The following is an 18736-nucleotide window of genomic DNA, read 5'->3' as shown; positions in this document are numbered from 1 at the left end:
GGGCGCGGCAGCGTCGCGCCGGACTGGGCGATGGGCGAGGGGCCCCCTCAGATCGAAACGAGTTCCGATCGCGATCATTTGACAGTGTCGCTCCGCGGAGATCGGGTCTGGCCATCCGAACGCGAGGTGTCCGCAGTGGCTAGCCTTGCGGAGGCCGCCGGACTTCGCCTCGCGGTGGTCTCGCAAGTAGCAGCCGACGACGATCTGGCCCGCGATCTGCACGCGCGGCTGGGAGGCGAAATACTTCTGTGGGGAGAGGGCAACCATGCGGAGGCGGAGGTGGCCGTCCGTGATCTGTACAGCCGCACGGCCCTCATATTGAGTGACCGGGTGCATGCGCTTCTGGTGGCGGCGACCGAGGGGGCGGTCCCGCGAGCGTTCGGTGTGGCCTCGACCGAAAAAGCCGGGCGCACCCTCGATGCGGCAGGCTTCGCCGATTGCGTTGTATCTCTGGACGACATCGAGGAAGGGCCGAAGGGTGGGAAGATTGGAGCCGCACTGTCCTCGCTGAGTGAGGTTCCAGCCACGGTGGCGGAAGCTCGCGCGCAACTCGATCGACTTGCGACTTCCCTGCCGGGCGGGACAGAGCAGCCGAGGCTGATTCGTGTCTTGCATTCCATGGCGGCGCCCGATGGCAAGGTGACCCGATACGCCGATCACATGCAGGCCGCGGCCAGTGATGACACGGTGGTCTCGTTCTTCTCCTGGCGACGCGCTCTGCTCTCTAACTACGACGTACTACACATCCACTGGCCCGAATACTTGGTGCGCGGCCGCACCGCCCCGCGGCGATGGCTTAAGTATGGATTGTTGCTCCTTCTGGCTTTTCGGATCACCTTGACGCGCACGAAGGTAGTGCGGACACTCCATAATCTCGATTCTCACGAGCAAGGAGGTGCGCTGGAGCGCTACGTCCTCCGAGTCCTCAACTCTCGGACGAACGGGTACATCGCGCTGAATCAGTCGTCCACGACCACGCAGGGCAGAACCGTGCACATACCACACGGTCATTACATCGAAAGGTTCGCATCCTACGACCGAGCTGAGGTTGTTTCCGGACGTGTTCTCTTCTTCGGCTTGATCAGGCCGTACAAGAATGTGCCCGCGCTTCTGAACGCATTCAGCGGCGTTGAGGGGGACCACCTCAGCCTCCACATTGTGGGGAAGCCGAACACGCCCCGCCTTGGGAGAGAAATCCAGAGCGCGGCTGCTCGAGATTCGCGGGTAACCGTGCGCCTCGAGTTTGTCGAGGACGCTGAGCTCGTCCGGGCGGCGACGAGCGCGGAGCTGGTCGTCTTGCCGTACTCCGAGATGCACAACTCTGGTGTGATTCTCGTCGCCTTGTCGCTCGGTCGAGTCGTCCTTGCTCCGCGGTCGCCGGTGAACGAGGAACTGCAGCGCGAGGTAGGGGCAGACTGGCTCGTCCTGTTCGATGGGCCGCTGACGTCCGCGGACCTCGGCGACGCGATCTCGAGGGCCAGCCGCGCAGCAGAGGGCGCGCCCGATCTGCACAACCGTGACTGGTCCTCTGTTGCCGAACGGCATCGCAGCTTCTATCGATTGATGCTCAAGGATGTCTGAGCCACACCGCGCTCGCGTAATCGCGAGGTCGTCACTCCCGGCCGAGACCGATCGGCCAGCCTCTTCTGTAAGGCATGTCGCAGTCGTTCTGGGGCTGGCGGCAGCGGTTCCCAGTCTGTTGTGGCCTTCTTCACTCGGCTTCTTGCCGTCGCCCAGTACTGTGCTCACGGTGTTGGCCACCGTGCTTGCGTTCGGTAGTGCCGGGAAAGACGCGTTGCGTCTACGGTTCGGGTTGTTCGACGCCGCGCTCGTTTTCCTGTTGAGCGCGCGACTGTTCAGTGAGTTCGTCAATGCGGTCGAGCTGAATCACGCCGTTCACTCTGGTATCTTCACCACCTGGTTCTTTCTGTGGCTCGCGAGCATTTCAGCGCGTTTGGTCATCAAGACGAAGCGGGATGTGCGCGACTTCTTGTTCTGGCTTGCTGTCCCCGCGGTCGGCGTAGCAGTGCTTGCGATCCTTCAGATGCTTCGTTTCCCGGGCGTTCTCGACTGGATCCTCGCTAACGTGAGCGTGGGCGGCCTCGAGGCCCGCGTGCAGGCCGGGCGTACAGACCTACGCTCCACGAGCACAATCGGGCATTGGACCGCGCTGGGGGGCTACCTTGCGGTGGCGATCGCTAGCTTCTGCGCTGTGCTCATCATGGATCGGTCGGCCAAGCGTCGTGGTCGATCGGTATTCATCTTCATCTGTATCGCGATTCTCTTCGCCGGAGAGATGACGACGCTGACCTTCTCCACCGTGGGCGCAGCTGCCGCCGTGCTTCTCGTGACGTTCCTCAAGTTGAAGGGGAACCCCACCCTCGTCATTCTTGCGGGCGCAGCCGGCATTATCGGATGGCAAATATTCGGAAGCGATATTGAAGGGCGCCTTGATCAGCAATCCACGGTGAGTCGCTATACAGACGAATCGCTGCGCTGGCTCCCGTCCACAATCGCCTACCGGGTGCGCATCTGGGAAAATGAAACCGTGCCCACCTGGCTAACGCGACCCCTCACTGGGTGGGGGCAGCAGACGTACGACTTCTCACCCGATTGGCCGATCCGACCGAAGTTGCTCAGCTGGGCCTCGCCGGAGTCGCAGTGGTTGGCTGTGTTGGTGCGAGGCGGGCTCGTTGAGCTCTTCGCGTTCATCCTCCTGCTCGTCGCAATGTTCGTAGTCATCAAACGTTCGCGTGCTGTCCTCGGGTCGGGCGCGTCGCCGATCTTCGTTGTACTTGTGTCGCTGGTGGTGACGTTCCTCATCAACTCGCCTTTTTCGACCAATGGCGTTCCTCAGATTCTGTGGAGCATCATCGGCGTATTGACGGCCGCATCCACGATCGCTGTCGGGGAGCACTCGGAGTCAGATTCAGAGTTGGATCGCGGTCGCGCGTGAGCTGACGCTTGAGCGCGGTTCCGGACTGCTGCTCGCAGTCCGGGGAGCCCGCCCTGCGTCCTCTGGCGGTGCATCGGATGGCGCATCGGATGACGTCAATCCGAACGAGAGGGTGTCAGTGAGCGTGATTGTAGGCGACTCTAGTTTCCTCGTCGTCGGATGAGCTTCACTGAGGCGTAGATCGTGCTCGCGTCCCTACGAATGGGTTTCACTGCCAGGATCGCGGCGGCGAGGTAGATGAGGGCCAGTGTGATCAACAGCAGTAGCAGTGGCACGGGGCCGAGGACGTACTTGAGATTCAGGCTCACAATGGTCAATAGCGCCAACATCAGGCTGTAGAGGGCGAGCGGCCGCAGGGTCGCTTTAAGGAGAAGCTTGCGATTGACGCCAGTGCGGGGGAGCGCGAATGCTGTCAACACGACCCAGTTCACAACCAGGCCGGCTGCGAAGCCGGCAGCTACGCCGTTGATGCCCCAGAAAACCCCCGCCGCCGTTAGCGCGATCATGATAGGTCGGGAGATGATCGTGAACCGGAGCTGAAGGCCCGTCATCGCCTTCGAGAGGAAGATCCAGTAGTACACATAGCCCATCCCCTGGAAAACGCCTCCGACGGACAGGATATAGAACACCGGTTTTGCCTCGTCCCAACCTGGGCCGAGGTAGATGTCGATGAGGGGGTCCGCCAGTGCCGCCGCTCCGAAGAACACACCGCCGAGACTGTACGTCAGCAGCAGCTGCGCTCGCGCGATGTACAAGTCGTATTTGTCTGTGCCATTGAGGCGCGAGAGGATTGGGAAGGCGACTCGTGTCATCGGTGCGGCCAATTGCTGCATCGGCACCTTGAAAAGCTGGAAAGCGCGTGAGTAGATGCCGAGCGAGTCTGCGCCGAGAACTTTGCCGACGATCACGGAATCAAAATTGTTCGAGGCGTAGTTCAGGCTCTGTGTCCCGAGGCTGTTCATTCCGAAAGCCAGCAGCGGTTTCATGGTGCCAGTGCGTCGGGGTAGACGCGGAACCCATCGCGCGAGTATCGCGTAGCCGATGAACTGCACCACGGCCGGTGTGACTTGCTGCCACACTAGTGCCCAGTACCCGCCACCGGCAGCCGCCACGGACACCGCCACCGCGATCCCAGCGGCCTGAGACATCACGTCGATGCCAGCCAGCTGACGGAAGCGTAGCTTACGCGATATCTCGGCCTTCGATTGAGCCGCAAGCGCATTGAGGACGAGAACGATCGCGATGTATCGCGCGATGTTCTCCACCTCGGGAGCGCCATAGAACTGGCTCAGCGGGGTCGCTAATACGAAGAAGATCGCTGCTAGAGCCGTGCCCAGTGCGGTGTTGAGCCAGAAGAGATTGCTCTTCTCCTGCGAGGTGATGCCTTGTTTTTGTATCGATGCCGTCGACAGTCCAAAATCGGCGATGAGGAGGCCGATGCCCGAGACTGCGGTCACCATCGCCAGCAAGCCGAAGTCGGAAGGCTCGACGAGTCTTGCGAGTACGCCTGTGCCTACGAGGATTATAAGGAACTTGATCCACTGACCGAGAAAAGTGACTGCAGCGCCTCGCGCGGCTGCGGCTGCGAGACTCATGTGCGAGGACCGGGCTTCGAGCGATTCGAATGGGTAGGCAACCTGAATGGTGCGCGGCTGAGCATCAACGCGACCATAGCTCGGCAGGAAATGCTTGGACCAGGGGTGAGGGGTCCCATTTCAGTGGTGAACTACCGCCCATAGCTAGGGCCTCATCGACTGTCGCCGCCACGCCCACCTCGGCCCTACCGGTGCCTTGGAAGTAGTCGTCGTACTTGAAGGCTGGTTCGGTGTGGGATCTGACGAGCCTTGCGGGAACCCCCAAACTCTCTGCGATGACGATCCCATGAAGCGAGGATCCGACCACGAGGTCTGCCTGGGCTATCGCTCCGATGACTTCCCAAAGACCGGTGGTCGGGTCGACGGCGTTGCGATGCGTCTTCCTCTGCTGCTTGAAGTCGTGAAAGTTCGGCAGGACGACGATGCGAGGTGTACCTGCCGGAGCTCGCATCGCGAGCTCGTCGCGCTGCCACAGGTGGCCGACGAGCAACCCAGGGTCTCCGAAAACCGAGGGAACCTCGACCCCGCGAGAAACGAGGAAATCCCTCGTCAGCGGGCCGCGCACGGCCCGCACGTCGAGCCGAGAGAAGTCAAATGGGCCCGTTAGAGACTTGCCGTTTGCGCCGATGCCCCAGACGACATCTCCGTCTTGAGCGAGTTTCAATATCGATCCGACGGCGAGGAGTCGACTCTTCCTGTCGGTTTCGGTCAGGCCCAGTCGATCGACCATTCTTTCGACGATCACCGGGCCAAGGAGGTCGCCGAAGTTGTTGAGAGGGCGACGAAGCGGGAGTGCGCGGCCCACAATGCCGCCGAAGACGGGCCGCTCAGGGTTCCAATGCACAACGTTGACGGACACGATCAGATCAAATCTCTGCTAAAGGGACGGTTGAGGGAGAGTAGAGCCGTCACGCCGATGTCGCGCCAGGCGCAACTACGGCACGAGCAGTTCTCAGAATGATCCCTACGTCTCCGAGGAGGCTCCAGTTCTCCACGTAGGACAGATCGAGCCTCACTGAGTCTTCCCAGGAGAGAGTCGACCGGCCGCTGACTTGCCAGAGGCCGGTTATGCCCGGCTTCGCAAGGAAACGTCGATGGACATGATCTGCATACTGCTCGACCTCACTGGGCAGGGGCGGGCGGGGCCCAACCAGAGACATCGACCCGGCTACGACGTTGAAAAGTTGGGGAAGCTCGTCGAGGCTGAACTTTCGCATGAGTCGGCCCACACGAGTGACGCGGGGGTCGTTCTTCATCTTGAAGAGCACCTCATTCCCGGCGTCTCGCTGTCCCGCCAACAGGTCGGGCAGGATCTCCTCGGCGTTCACCACCATCGACCGGAACTTGAGCATGGTGAACTCTCGCCCGCGGAGCCCCACGCGCTTCTGCCGGAAGAGGACAGGTCCCTCTGACGTCAACCGCACTGTGATCGCGAGGAGGGCGAGGATCGGGCTGATCGCGATGATACCGATCATGCTGACGATGAGATCCACCATCCGTTTTGCGAGGCGCTGGCCGCCGCTGAATCGCGGTGTCTCGACGTGAATGAGTGGCAGACCCGCTACCGGCCTCGTGTGCAGACGCGGACCGGCGATGTCGATGATGCTCGGTGCGAGAACGAGGTGCTGCCGACCCGACTCGAGCTGCCAGGAGATCTGCTTCACCTTGGCCGCGGGAAGATCATCTGTGCTGGTGACCGCAACGGTGTCTGCACCTGTGACGCGCAGCGCCCGCTCGATCGTGTTGACGTGGCCCATGATCGGAATCGATGTGCCGGCGATGACGTCTGCGATCCTGCCGCTCGGAACACAGGCCCCAACGACCGAGTAGCCCGCTTGCGGCGTTCGCGAAAGCTCAGCCGCGATGTGCGCAACTGACTGCTCCGATCCCACGAGAAGAACCCGAGCGCAGTATTCACCACGCCTGCGTCGTCGCAGCAGCCACTGGCGCCACATCCACCGCTCGATCACGAGCGCAGTCACCCCCGCCGGGAGGCTGATGAGTAGGAAACCTCGCGCGACGTCCACTTGGAGTAGGAACGCGAAGATCGCGACGAAGCCGAACAGTCGGAAGCTCCCGTCGACGACCTTCTTGTACTCGTCCATACCGGTACCCGCGACACGATGGCTACGCGAGTCAATCAGATGCAGAACAAGCATCCAGGCGAGCACCAGCCCGGTAGAGAAGTACCAGTAAGACAGTTCGGATACGCGGTAGTCCGCTCTGATCGCCACCTCGACGTTGCCGGTGCCAAACCAAATGACCTGGGCGCCAAAGACCACCATGATCAGCACGAGCAGATCGGTCAACCGGAGACGCCTGGCGTAGGCAGGCCTCCAGTCTTTGACTGCAGGCAGCGTCGTGGTCGGGGCGGTCACCGGCGGCGATGCGCCGCCTTCGCCCGTCGATGATCGGGACAACGTTTCGGTTGCCCTGATCGCATATCCTGCCTCCGACGTCACACCGCACCCCTCGTTCGGTACATCGCAGACGTTCAGGCTACCTTCAGCGTGTGTCCAGCGTGTAAACGTGCCTCGCTCTGAGCGGCTGCGCCTCCCCCGGGGTGATGCGCAGGAACGCTCTCTTAGACTGACCTCGTGTCCGAACATACTCGCCGATCCCGCCAGTCGAGCCGCCCTCGCGGAGCGAGGAGGCCGTTCCTTCGCAGCTTCAGGTTGTGGGTTCCCGTCGGGCTACTTCTTCTCATCGTCGTGCTCGGCGCCCTCGGGGCTTTCGCTGCGAAGACGCTTGCCGACCGCGCGCTCGCTGCCCGCGACGCGCTTCAGTCCGCCATACCGCTCGCGTCTACCGCTAAGGAGCAAGTGCTCGCGAGCGACACCGAAGGGGCAGCGTCTACGGTCGCCGAGCTCAAGGCACTGACCGCCGAAGCGCGAGAGCAAGCAGGCGGAGGCCTCTGGACATTCGCCGAGAACGTCCCGGTCGCCGGCGCCAACCTCACGGCGGTCCGCGCGGTCGCAGAGACGATCGACGACCTCGTTGTAAATGCGCTCGAGCCAGCCTCGGGCCTGAGCCTCGCAAGCCTCGCTCCCAGGGACGGCCGGATCGACGTCTCGCAGCTCGACATCGCTTCTGGCATCTTGGATCGAGCCGCTGCGGCTTTGGCGAAAGCCCGCGCGACGGTTGATGGTATCGATCGATCGGAGGTGATCGACCAAGTCTCGGCCGGTGTGAACCAGCTCGACGAGGCGCTCGCCCAAATCGAGCCGGTCATCGATCCCGCGCAGAAGACCCTGTCTGTGCTTCCCGGGATTCTCGGTGCCGATGGGCCGCGCAATTATCTCGTGTTGGTGCAGAACAACGCTGAGTCGCGAGGTACCGGAGGCAACCCTGCGTCGCTGGTGATGCTCACAGCGGACAATGGCGCGATCGCGATCACGCAGCAAGCATCCAGCACAGACTTCGTCAATGGTCGGAAGAACCCGATCGTCGATCTCGATCCGGCGGCAGTCGCCCTCTACGGAGACAAGATCGGCAGATACATGCAGGACGTCACGACTACTCCTGATTTCGCCGACTCCGCACGCATCATGGGTGCGTTCTGGGAGGAGCAATTCGGAACACCGATTGACGGGACTCTCTCGATCGACCCCGTGGCCCTGAGCTACATCATGAAGGCCTCCGGACCGGTGGTACTCCCGAACGGCGACGAGCTTGATTCTTCGAACGTCGTGGAGTCTCTCCTCAACGAGGTCTATTTCCGCTTCGAGGATCCGCGCGTCCAGGACGCATACTTCGCGTCGGCGGCGGGAGCAGTTTTCGACTCCATCACCTCTGTTTCCAATCCACGGGCCCTGGTGGACGAGGTTGCCCGGGCCGCGCAGGAAGGTCGCATCCTCTATGTCCCGAAGTCGGAGGCGGAAGCCGAGGTCATCGCAGGCAGTCGTATGACCGGCGAGCTGCCGTCATCAAACGACGCGATCACCATGATTGGCTCCTACGTCAACGACATCTCCGAGGGGAAGCTCGATTACTACCTCGACACTTCTGTGAGCGTCGTATCCGATGTGTGCGCGGTTGGTGGTGATACTGCGCCGTCCTTCACGGTTACCTCGTCGCTTACCTCGTCGCTCCAGCCGGACGAGGTAGATGGACTTGCGCGCTACATATCGCCCGCGCGGTTCTTCCCGCGCGGCGTGATCAGTTCCGACGTCGTTCTCTACGGGCCCGTCGGCGCCAATCTCGTCTCCGCGGCAGTCGACGGTGTCGCGGTCGACGTGACCCCGATCGAGCATCTTGGCCGCCCGGCAGTGAAGATCAATGTTGTGAACGACCCTGCGACCACGAGAACCGTCTCCGCAACTTTCACCGGAGCTGCGGGGGACCAGTATGGGCCCCTTCAGATCTGGCACACTCCGATGGTGAGGGACACGGCGTTGAACATCGAGGCCCCGAACTGCGGGCGCTGACCTCGCACAACGTGTTGTCGGTCCCGAGCCACTGATGAACAGCGCGGTGCCTTCGGAATCGTTCTGGAGAGGTGGGTTGACGCGCCGGGCCATGCTGCGCCTGGCGGCCGGTTTGGGAGTCGTCGGATTGGTCCCCGTTCTAGCTCCGGGTTCTCCTGGGCCGGAAAGCTCCACCCTCCCCAGCCTCAGGTCATTCCCAGCCCCGGCCAGAGACCTGTTCGCAGACGAGCAACAAGTGTTCGCTCGGTACCTCATGAGCGTTGTTCCCATGGCGAATGACATTGTGGGTGAAGGGCCCGACCTCGGCTTCATGGGTGGCGGATGGTGGAGACCGGAGCGCACCCACAGCAAGATGAACTCCCGCATCATGGAGCATGTCTCGACGCTCGCTTGGTTCTATGCGAACGAGCGGGCCTGGAATCGGGAGGACGCGGAACTCTACAGAAGTCCAGCGCTCCTGACGCGGCTCGAAGCGGCGATTGAGTACTACACGCGACTCCAGCTCTCTGATGGCTCGTACCCCGAGTATCGCGGACGCTCATCGCTGGCTTCGACGACCTTCGGGATGGTCGCGCAGGCCGACGCCTTCGAGCTGCTTCGAGACGCCGGCGCGTCTCGGGTTAGCCAGCAGAAGCTGGCCGCGAGTATCAGTAGGGCCCTGGAGTGGTTCATGGACCAGACGGCGGAACACTGGGAGACCCCCATCCGCTACTTCAACCAGGTTGGCGGTGGCCTCGTGGGCGCGCAACGAGCTCTCCAGGTGCTGGAACACCCCGCGGTAACGCAGGGTCAGATCGACGAGCGGCTGTCCTTCCTCCTCGAAAACGGTGTCGCTCCGGCAGGGTTCCCTCACGAACCGTACGGCATGGACTTCGGATACAACTTCGCGGTGGCCATGCCCGATCTCGCGTGGCTCTATCTCCATACGAGTCATCCGGGCATTGTGCCTATGGTCCAGCGGTACGTGGACTTCATGCGGTACGTCGTTGTCCCGGAGCCTGGCGTGAAGGTGTTCTCTCTTGTGCCGGCGATGAACAACAGAAATGTGACGAGTTCGCTCTACCGGCCCGCCGATGATCTCGACGACCGCGCGGCGCTCGCCAAAACGTTCCTAGATGCAGTGCCGGATATTGCTCTACTCCTTCCCACGCGAGAAGAAAAGGCCAAGGTTCGGGCGGAGTTTCGTTCGTCGAGCGACCCAATCAAGCCGCTCATCAAGCCGCACACGTCGCCACGTACCTGGATGTACGGGCCACTCGCTCCCGTCGGTCCCACCGCGGCTGCGCGCGAAGCCCGAGAAGCTTCGCTTCCCGTGCTCGTGGACTCGCGATTCTCGAAATTGGCCAACGGTTCTGCCGGGGATATCTATCTGTTCGTGCGACGCCCCTCGTACTACGCGGCTGGCGTGTTCGGCGCGCACCCGTCCGGGCTGTCAACTCGACAGTTGGGCACTCTCTGGAGTCCCGTTATGGGGACGGTGCTGGTCGGTACGAACGACCCGGATGTCCCGGAGGGGTGGGAGACGGCTGGGCCCGACAAAACGTTCTCGACGAGACGGTCCAGTTCTACAAGTAGTTACTTCGAAGGTCTCACCTCTAGCGCCCCGGCGATCGACTCCTCTGCCGTGAATGATGTGAGTGGATTCTTTTCGCAGCGCGCGGAGGCGACACCCAACGCCCAGGACTACGCGATCCGTTGGAAGTATTGGGATGGAGGCTTGGGCTTTGCGTTCGCCACACAACGCTCCGGCGAGTGCCGACAGACTCTTCCCCTCCTCGTGAAAGAGGGGGACGAGTTGCGCTTCTCCGATGGCTCGGTCATGCACTCGGGGGATGCGGGGCGCGAGGTCAACGCGCATAGTCTGACGTTGAAACGTGGGCAAGCGAGCATGCTCGTGACCTTCGGGCCCGGGGATCGTCGAGTGTTCATCCGCCCTAGTGCGGCGAAGATCGCGGGCGGCGTGATTCACCGGGTCACTGTCCTGTTCGAGACGAGTATCAACATCGACATCTCGTTGCTGAGCGGCGATCCGGTTCCGATGCGAGCGGAGGCGCACGCTCGCTCCGACGGTGCTGTGTCGGTTCGCTGCGTCGTTGCGGCGACCTCGCGGCGCTCGCCTGACCGGATCCGATTCTCGGGCCCCGGAATAGCATCGACTACTGTCGCGCTTGGGGCCGGGATGAATGAGCAGGTGATCGAGCGGACCCTGTCTGCCGGTAGCTCGGCGGCGAAGCTGACGGTTGAAGCGCTTGGAGGGAGCGGCACACGACTGTCGCAGATCGTCGTGCCGATCGTCTCCCGGCTCTAACGACGGCAATTCCGGTGGCGATGTGGAACGCTGCGTGACCTGACTCATCGGACCCGCGGCGCTCCAACTGTGCTACGAGCGGACTGCAGGCGACGAAGTTCGTGGAGGTCCTGCCGCCGTGCCGCTGCTGCGCGAGCTGGACTCGGCAACCGGGACGGTGATCCGCGCGAGCTGTCGATCCGCGATGCGTTACGAGCACGACCACCCCGGGTCGTCGATCCACGTCGACGTGAAGGAGCCCATACAGACTCCGGATGGCGGCGGGTGGCACCTGAATGGGCGCGTCGAACGTCCCGCTCGCAAATGCGGTCCGGGCTACGCCTATGTGTACACCGTCATCGACGGTAACTCACGCGTCGCCCATGCGCAGCTCTACGATGACGAGAAAGGCGCCAGCACGGTAGAAGTCCTCAATCGAACCATGACGTTCTGCCGAGCCGCCAGGAGTGAACGTTGAGCGGCTCATCAGCGACGGCGCGTTCGTGTACCGCCACTCGGCACGTTCCGTGCCGCGATCGACGCTCACGGCATCACGCAGAAGTTCATCCGTCCGCACTGTCGCTGGACTAACGGGGAAGTCGAACGCCCCAACCGGACCCGCGCTACCGAGTGGACATACGCTCGGCCTTTGACCTCAAACAGTGACCGCCGAGCAGGGTTGACGGCAGGGTTTGACCACTACTACTTAGAGAGACGCCACCTCGGCATCGGAGGCCGCGCACCCATCCACCGAATCAACAACGGCCGAGGTCAGTACTCCCAGACCCCGGAGTGGATGGCTGTCAACGGCTTTTTCTCGTCGCGTTGGCAACGAGCAGGCCGCGGTCCAAAGCCTCGTCCGCGCGCTCTTCATCGTGCCCGGCTGGGTGTTCGCCGCTGCCAGGCGCCGTTGCCGCACCGTGATTGCGCACGTGGTCGATCGTCGCGATCACTCCACCGACGGCGAGGAGTCCGGCGACGACCCACAGGGCGAGCATGGGCCCCGCCGCAGGTTGACCACCGATCGTGGGCACGGCGAAGAACGTGTAGTAGACGACCATTGCGGCGGCCATGCCGATGGCGGAACCGGAGCGCTGGGCGAACTGGATCAGTGATCCGGCGACACTCGAACGGTGCTCCGGTGCGTATTGCAGGGTACGGGCCTGGTTGGCGGGCGCGGCCGCTCCGGCGCCGAGCGAGCTGATGCTCAGCAGTGCGACGACGACCCACGGCAGCTCGTCGGCGGGAACGAAGCCGAAAGCGAAGCCGATGGCCGCGAGGGCGAGGGCTCCGGTGGCGGTGCCGATCGCGACGAGCGGGCCGTTGGTCGCGCCGACGCGCGAGGCGATCCACGCGCCCGTAAGGCTCGCGATGGCCGAGGGGAGCATCCACAGGGCGGTCTCGAGAGGAGACAATCCGACGATCTGCTGGAGCGCGATCGTGACGATGAGCGTGCCACCCGTCGCGGCGGCGTGCATGAACCCCGAGACAGCGACTCCGGAGCCGAAGTGGCGAAGCCCGAACAGCTCGGGATCGATGAGGGGCTCTCGGCCACGACGGGCCACGCGGCGCTCGTACAGCACGAAGACGAAGATCAGCACGAAGCCAGCGGCGGTGATCAGATACGGCCAGAGCGTGTCGGGGAGTGATCCGGACGACGCCGACAGCGGCGCGATCGCCAGCACCACTCCCAGTCCGAGCAAAGTCGCGCCGCCCAGGTCGAAGCCCGCGCGTCGCACCGACGGCGGTTCGACGATCATGACCGCGGCGAGCGGGACGACCACAGCGCCGGCGACCACGGTGACGACGAAGAGCAGGCGCCAGCCGAGGGCATCGCCGGCGGCATCCATGATCACCCCGGCCAGCACGGGCGCGCCGAGGGAGGTGACCGTCATGACGGCGGCGAGCGTCGCGAGGGGGCGGGCACGCTCGGCGGCAGGGTAGATGCGCTGGATCAGCCCCAGCACCTGAGGCATGAGCAGGCCGGCCCCGACACCTTCGACGATCCGGCCGGCGACGAGAAGCTCCGTCGTTGGAGCGACCGTGCACGCGATACTCGCAGCGACGAAGATCGATGCGCCGACCAGGAAGACCGTGCGTCGCGGCAGGACGTCGCCGATCCGCCCCGCGGGAACGAGCGTCGCCGCGTAAGCAAGCGTGTAGCCGACGAGCATGATCTGCACCGTGGCGGGGTCGCCGCCCATATCGGCCTGGATGGCGGGCAGGGCGATGCCGAGCTTCGACACGTCGAGGATCGTCAGCGCGGCGGCCGCGACGAGCACGGCGAACACCCGCCGGCGTCTCGTGGGCGAGAGGGGTGCCGACCTCGACGATGCGGACACGCAGACCTCCATAGCGGAAACACTGAAGAAACATCCAGACTCTATAACAGAATTGGACTATCAAACCACACTACGAGATTGGGAACGGCATGACCGCTCGCACCGCGTTGATCATGATCGACATGCAGAACATGTACCTGCAGCAGGAGCGCCGCAGTGCGCTCGGCTGGCCGCCCATCTGGGAGTTCGACCGCGTCGTCGACGAGTGCGCCTCGCTGCTCGCCGCCGCCCGGGAAGCCGGCGTCCCGGTGATCTACACGCGGCAGACGTCACGGGCCGACGGTGCCGACATGACGCCCAGCATGCGCCGCCTGCTCGCCGATGCGCCCGCGCCCGACGAGTCGCCGATCGGCGCCGACAGCGACTGGGGCTCGCGCATCCTCGACGCGGTCGCGCCCGCACCGGGCGACATCGTGATGGAGAAGCACCGGTGGGATGCGTTCTTCAACACCGACCTCGACCAGATCCTGCGCAACCTCGACGTCACCCGCCTCGTCGTCGCAGGCTTGCAGACGAACGTGTGCGTCGAGACGACGTCGCGCACCGGCATGATGAAGAACTTCGACGTCGCGGTTCCCGAGGACGCGGTCTCGACCGACGGTGAGGCCCTGCACCGCAGCGCGCTCGACTCGCTGCGCGTGCTCTACGTCGAGGTCGCCCCCTGGCGCGAGCTGCTCGCGCCCGATGCCGCCTGGGACCGTCGTTTCACCACGCCCGGATACGGGCGCACGGCCGCCGATCTCGGGACGATCGGGGCCTGACCGTCGGGCGGGCGCGGTCGCGAGGAGTCAGACCTTCTCGGGGACCGCGCCCGTCACTAGCTCGGGGAACGGGGTCGCAGGATCGTGGAGCACGGCTCGCAGCTCGTCGAGCCACTCGAGCATCAGGTCGGTCTGGCGCAGCCACAGCGTGTAGAGCGCCCGGCGGCTTCGCCACACGGCACTGTCGGGGTCTTCGCGATCGTCGTCCCAGTTGAGCAGCAGGTGCCGCAGGCTGAACTGGCGCTGGCGCTGGAAGGCGACCTCGGCGTCGAGTAGACGGTCGGCGTCGCCCGGGTCGAGCACCCAGAGGTTGAGCAGGCGCAACGACGCGTCGTCGCGGATGCCGTGATCGGGCTGGTCGTGCAGCAGCCAGCGACGGAGCTCGTCGAGACCCTGATCGTTGATGACGTAACTCGTGCGCCCGCGCTCCGTGCGCTCCGTGATGTCGATGAGGCCGAGGCCCTCCATCTTCGCGAGCTCGGAGTAGACCTGCGACGGGCTGGCGTGCCATGCCCGGTCGTTGACGTCGTTGAAGCTCGCGTTGAGGTCGTACCCGGTGCGCGGGCGACCGCGCGAGAGTGCTGCGAGGATCGCGTGCCGCAGGGCCATCTCAGTCCTTTCGCCGGCGGTGGGAGCGCGCAGCCGCGCGGTGCCGGTTTCGTCGATGCTAACGGGGCGTCGTGTCACGGTGCCGTGTTCGACACTTTCACGGTTCGGAAACCCGGCCGTAACACCGCTCCACTACTAATTCCAATTATGGACTACAAAGCCATAGCGCAAAACCGGCTCATCCGGCTCGTCGTCGGACGGCTCGCGATGACGATCGTCACGGCGCTGTTCATCGCGATCGTCGTGTTCTTCGCGATCCGAGCCATTCCGGGCGACCCGGCGCTCACGATCCTCGGTACCGACAGTACGCCCGACGAGCGGGCGCGGCTGCGCACGGTGATGGGACTCGACCAGCCCCTCCTGGCCCAGTTCACGATCTGGCTCGGGCATCTGTTCTCGGGCGACCTCGGGTACTCGTACAGCCAGGGCCGCCCGGTCACCGAGATCATCGGCCCGGCGCTGCAGAACACCCTGCTTCTGGGCACCGCCGCGAGCGTCATCGCCATCCTCCTGGCGATCGTGATGGGCAACCTGGCGACGTCGCCGTGGCGTGGACTGCGCCGAACCGTCGACGCCGCCGAGGCGCTGTTCCTGTCGGCGCCGCAGTACACCGTTGCCCTGCTGCTGCTCATCGCTTTCGCGGTGCTGGTGCCGCTCTTCCCCGCGGGCGGCATCAGCACGCGCGGGGACGGGTCGCCGGTCGACGTGCTGACGCACCTCGCGCTTCCCGCGATCGCCCTCGCCCTCGCGCCTGGCGCGCAGATGGCCCGGTCGCTGAAGACCTCGATCTCGACCCTGTCGGCGTCCGAGCTGCTGCCGACGCTCCGCGCCCGCGGGCTCTCACCGTGGCGCATCACGGTGCACGCTCACCACAACGCGCTGCCACCCATGATCACCGTGCTGGGCATCCAGGTCGGCACGATGCTGGGCGGCGCCCTCTTCGTCGAGCAGATCTTCAGCATCCCCGGTCTCGGCGCGCTCGTCGTCCAGTCGGTGGGGCTGCGCGATTACACGCTCGTGCAGGCCGTCGCCCTGCTCATCGCCGTCATCTTCGTCGTCGTGCTGCTGCTCGCCGACGTCATCAACGCCCTGCTCGACCCGCGGATCAGAAAGGGACGCGCGTGACCTCCATCCTCATTAAGGAGCGGGTGCCGATCGAGGCAGCTCCCCGCTTCCGCCGCCGCTCGATTCTCCGACGGATGCCGCTGCGCAGCCGTGTCGCGCTGTCGATCATCCTGCTGCTGGCCGTGTTCGCCGTCACCGCACCGCTGCTCCCGATCGCCGACCCGCTCGGGGGCGACCTGTCGGCCCGGCTCTCGCCGTTCCTCACCGACGGGCATCTGCTGGGCACCGACACGCAGGGCCGCGACATGCTGAGTCGCCTGCTGTACGGCACCCGCACCTCGCTCGTCGCCGGCGTGGTGCCGATCGTGATCGCGACCGTGCTCGGACTCGCGATCGGCACGATCGCGGGACTCGCCAACAAGACGGTCAACACGATCCTGATGCGCGGCGTCGACTTGCTCTTCGCCTTTCCCGGGGTGCTGCTCGCGCTGCTCCTCGCGATCTCGCTCGGCGTCGGACTCGGCACCCTCATCCTCGCCCTGACGCTCGTCTGGATCGCTCCGGTCGCGCGCATAGCCGAGACCGAGGTCGCCCGCATCCGCGACCTCGACTTCGTCACCGCGGCGCGGTCGAGCGGGGCGACCGACATCGACATCCTCGTGCGCCAGATCATCCCCGTGGCCCTGCCGGCGGTGCTCGCGTACTCGACGTCGCTCGTCGGGGCCAACGTCGCGATCGCGGGCGGACTCGGGTTCATCGGCCTCGGGGTGCCGTCGCCGCAGCCGGAGCTCGGCTCGATCCTGTTCGAGATGCAGGCGGCGGTCTACACCGACGTGTCGCTCGCGCTCGCGCCGGTCGTCGTCATCCTCATGCTGTCGATGCTCTTCCCCCTCGTCGGCGACGGCCTGCGCGACGCGATCGCCGGAAAGGGAGGCCAGTCATGAGCGATCTGCTCGCCACCGTCCCCGCCGGCGGTCTCGCGCCGACGGTGCCGCTCGTGCTGGACGCCACCGACATCCGGGTCTCGTTCCCGCGCCCGGGCAAGACCCCCAGCACCGTCATCGACGGCATCGGGCTCGGGCTCGAGCGCGGCCAGGTCACCGTGCTGCTCGGCGAATCGGGCAGCGGCAAGACCGTGTTCGCGCGGGCCATCACCGGCCTCGCTCCGCCGAGCGCCACGGTGACCGGCAGTGCTGTGTTCGACGGCGTCGACCTGGTGGCCGGATCGCGCGCCCAGCTGCGGGCGCTCCACGGAGACCGCATCGGCGTCGTGCCGCAGGACCCCAATTCGTCGCTCGACCCGATGCGCCAGATCGGCGCCCAGATCGCCGAGACGCTGCTGCAGCACCGGCAGGTCGCGACCCGGGCCTCGGCGAAGGAGCGTGCCGTCGAACTGCTCGATCAGGTGCAGATCCGCGAGCCGCGTCGCGTCATCCGCTGCTACCCGCACGAGGTGTCGGGCGGGATGCGGCAGCGCATCGCGATCGCCATCGCGATCAGCTGCGGACCCGAGCTCATCGTCGCGGACGAGCCCTCGAGCGCGCTCGACGCCTCGGTCGGAGCCCACGTGGTCGGGCTGCTCGACGACCTGCGGCACCGGCTGCACACCGCCATCCTCTTCATCACCCACGACATCGGGATCGCCGCACGCATCGCGTCGCAGCCGCACGACCGCGTCGCCGTCATGCTGGGCGGCCAGATCGTCGAGCTCGGTTTCGCGCCGGCGCTGCTCGGCTCGCCCCGCCACGACTACACCCGCGCGCTGCTCGCGGCCGAGCCCTCCGCGGGCGTCCCCCGCGGACAGCTCGCCGTCGTGCCCGAAGCGGTGCGGTCGCGCCGCGATTGGGGCCCGCTGCTCGAGGTCGCCCCCGGTCACGCCGTCGCGGCAGAAAGCGAGTTCGCCCAGTGAGCGCCATCCTCGAAGGCCAGGGAATCGTCAAGACGTTCGGCGACTTCACCGCGCTGCACGGCGTGGACTTCCGCATCGAACCCGGCCGCACGCTCGGGATCGTCGGCGAGTCGGGCAGCGGCAAGTCGACGCTCGGCCGCATCGTCATGCGCCTGATGAGGCCGGATGCCGGCACCGTGCGGCTCGCCGGCCGCGACCTGTTCGCGCTGAGCCGCACCCAGCTGCGGCGTGCCCGACGCGACTTCCAGCTCGTGCCGCAGGACCCGCGCAACGCCCTCAACCCCACCGCCACCGTGGGGGAGAGCCTGGCGTTCCAGCTGTCGGCGCAGGGCATCGCCCGGCGCGAGTGGCGGGGGCGCATCAACGACCTGCTGCAGACCGTCAGCCTCTCCGCGGACTACGCCCACGCCTACGCGTACGAGCTATCGGGCGGGCAGGCGCAGCGCATCGCCATCGCCCGCGCCATCGCCGGACGACCCAAGCTCCTCGTCTGCGACGAAGCGGTCTCGGCGCTCGACAAGTCGGTGCAGGCGCAGGTGCTCAACACCTTCGCCGAGCTGCAGTCCGAGCTCGGCGTGGCCATGTTCTTCATCACCCACGACCTGGCCGTCGTCGAGCACATCGCCGACGACCTGCTCGTCCTCAACCGCGGCCGCGCGGTCGAGGGCGGCCGCACCGCCGACGTGCTGAGCGCACCGTCGGACGCGTACACCCGAGAGCTTCTGGCGGCACGTCACCCGATCCCCGCCTGAAGGCACCACACCCCGCACCCACTCACCGGCCCC

15 protein-coding genes and 1 pseudogene are annotated in these 18736 nt (G+C 65.1%); 11 read left to right on the top strand and 5 right to left on the bottom strand.

The features are described 5' to 3' along the window. The first annotated feature begins 135 nt into the window (after window positions 1-135). Together CBF90_RS17965 and CBF90_RS17960 are read left to right on the top strand one after the other, a co-directional pair. Complete coding sequence (locus tag CBF90_RS17965) at window positions 136-1581, top strand: glycosyltransferase (protein ID WP_172407861.1); 1446 nt, start codon at window positions 136-138, stop codon at window positions 1579-1581. A gap of 169 nt (window positions 1582-1750) precedes the next feature. Continuing rightward, on the top strand, window positions 1751-2956 hold the full coding sequence (locus CBF90_RS17960) for an O-antigen ligase (protein WP_172407860.1): 1206 nt from the start codon (window positions 1751-1753) through the stop codon (window positions 2954-2956). A 140-nt stretch (window positions 2957-3096) separates the two neighbouring features. Here the strand turns inward: CBF90_RS17960 and CBF90_RS17955 are convergent, their stop codons facing one another. From CBF90_RS17955 to CBF90_RS17945, 3 genes are all read right to left on the bottom strand, one after another. After that, window positions 3097-4551 (bottom strand): lipopolysaccharide biosynthesis protein, encoded by a 1455-nt coding sequence (locus tag CBF90_RS17955; protein ID WP_088380921.1) that lies wholly within the window; start codon window positions 4549-4551, stop codon window positions 3097-3099. 64 nt (window positions 4552-4615) lie between these two features. Then, window positions 4616-5410, bottom strand: a complete 795-nt coding sequence (locus CBF90_RS17950) for a polysaccharide pyruvyl transferase family protein (RefSeq protein ID WP_088380920.1) — start codon at window positions 5408-5410, stop codon at window positions 4616-4618. A gap of 49 nt (window positions 5411-5459) precedes the next feature. Further along, entirely contained in the window at window positions 5460-6929 is a 1470-nt protein-coding gene (locus tag CBF90_RS17945) for a sugar transferase (protein WP_242435689.1), read from the bottom strand. Between the two features lie 333 nt (window positions 6930-7262). Between CBF90_RS17945 and CBF90_RS17940 the strand changes: the two genes are divergently transcribed. From CBF90_RS17940 to CBF90_RS19425, 4 genes and pseudogenes are all read left to right on the top strand, one after another. Beyond that, window positions 7263-8978 carry a DUF4012 domain-containing protein gene (locus tag CBF90_RS17940; protein WP_141097175.1) on the top strand — a complete coding sequence of 572 codons (1716 nt, stop codon included), beginning with the start codon at window positions 7263-7265 and terminating at the stop codon, window positions 8976-8978. A 268-nt stretch (window positions 8979-9246) separates the two neighbouring features. Further along, the gene (locus tag CBF90_RS17935) at window positions 9247-11286 is read left to right on the top strand and encodes a hypothetical protein (protein ID WP_141097174.1); all 2040 of its coding nucleotides are present in this window, start codon (window positions 9247-9249) and stop codon (window positions 11284-11286) included. Window positions 11287-11404: 118 nt separating this feature from the next. Beyond that, entirely contained in the window at window positions 11405-11743 is a 339-nt protein-coding gene (locus tag CBF90_RS17930) for a DDE-type integrase/transposase/recombinase (RefSeq protein WP_088380917.1), read from the top strand. 57 nt (window positions 11744-11800) lie between these two features. Next, window positions 11801-11998: pseudogene (locus CBF90_RS19425) on the top strand (integrase core domain-containing protein); the annotation flags it as partial. Between the two features lie 70 nt (window positions 11999-12068). On the opposite strand, the gene CBF90_RS17920 reads toward CBF90_RS19425, so the two are convergent. Next, on the bottom strand, window positions 12069-13607 hold the full coding sequence (locus tag CBF90_RS17920; protein ID WP_172407859.1) for an MFS transporter: 1539 nt from the start codon (window positions 13605-13607) through the stop codon (window positions 12069-12071). An 89-nt stretch (window positions 13608-13696) separates the two neighbouring features. Here CBF90_RS17920 and CBF90_RS17915 point away from each other — a divergent pair, with 89 nt between their 5' ends. Further along, window positions 13697-14368, top strand: a complete 672-nt coding sequence (locus CBF90_RS17915; RefSeq protein WP_023954201.1) for a cysteine hydrolase family protein — start codon at window positions 13697-13699, stop codon at window positions 14366-14368. A gap of 27 nt (window positions 14369-14395) precedes the next feature. On the opposite strand, the gene CBF90_RS17910 is transcribed toward CBF90_RS17915, so the two are convergent. Beyond that, entirely contained in the window at window positions 14396-14977 is a 582-nt protein-coding gene (locus CBF90_RS17910) for a PadR family transcriptional regulator (RefSeq protein ID WP_023954203.1), read from the bottom strand. A 147-nt stretch (window positions 14978-15124) separates the two neighbouring features. Here CBF90_RS17910 and CBF90_RS17905 point away from each other — a divergent pair, with 147 nt between their 5' ends. The 4 genes from CBF90_RS17905 to CBF90_RS17890 are packed head-to-tail and all read left to right on the top strand — an operon-like array spanning window position 15125 to window position 18703. Continuing rightward, window positions 15125-16102, top strand: coding sequence for an ABC transporter permease (locus CBF90_RS17905; RefSeq protein WP_023954205.1), 978 nt, complete (start codon window positions 15125-15127; stop codon window positions 16100-16102). After that, window positions 16099-16986, top strand: coding sequence for an ABC transporter permease (locus CBF90_RS17900; protein WP_023954207.1), 888 nt, complete (start codon window positions 16099-16101; stop codon window positions 16984-16986). The genes CBF90_RS17905 and CBF90_RS17900 overlap by 4 nt, the downstream gene beginning before the upstream one ends. Next, on the top strand, window positions 16983-17951 hold the full coding sequence (locus CBF90_RS17895) for an ABC transporter ATP-binding protein (protein ID WP_023954209.1): 969 nt from the start codon (window positions 16983-16985) through the stop codon (window positions 17949-17951). Before CBF90_RS17900 ends, CBF90_RS17895 begins: the two co-directional genes overlap by 4 nt. Beyond that, window positions 17948-18703, top strand: a complete 756-nt coding sequence (locus tag CBF90_RS17890) for an ABC transporter ATP-binding protein (RefSeq protein ID WP_088380915.1) — start codon at window positions 17948-17950, stop codon at window positions 18701-18703. Before CBF90_RS17895 ends, CBF90_RS17890 begins: the two co-directional genes overlap by 4 nt. Window positions 18704-18736 lie beyond the last annotated feature (33 nt).

The organism is Microbacterium sp. AISO3, from assembly GCF_002204305.1.
Lineage (GTDB): Bacteria > Actinomycetota > Actinomycetes > Actinomycetales > Microbacteriaceae > Microbacterium > Microbacterium arborescens.
The sequence above is the reverse complement of the archived record's forward strand: the minus strand, read 5'-3'. Positions and strand labels throughout refer to the sequence as shown.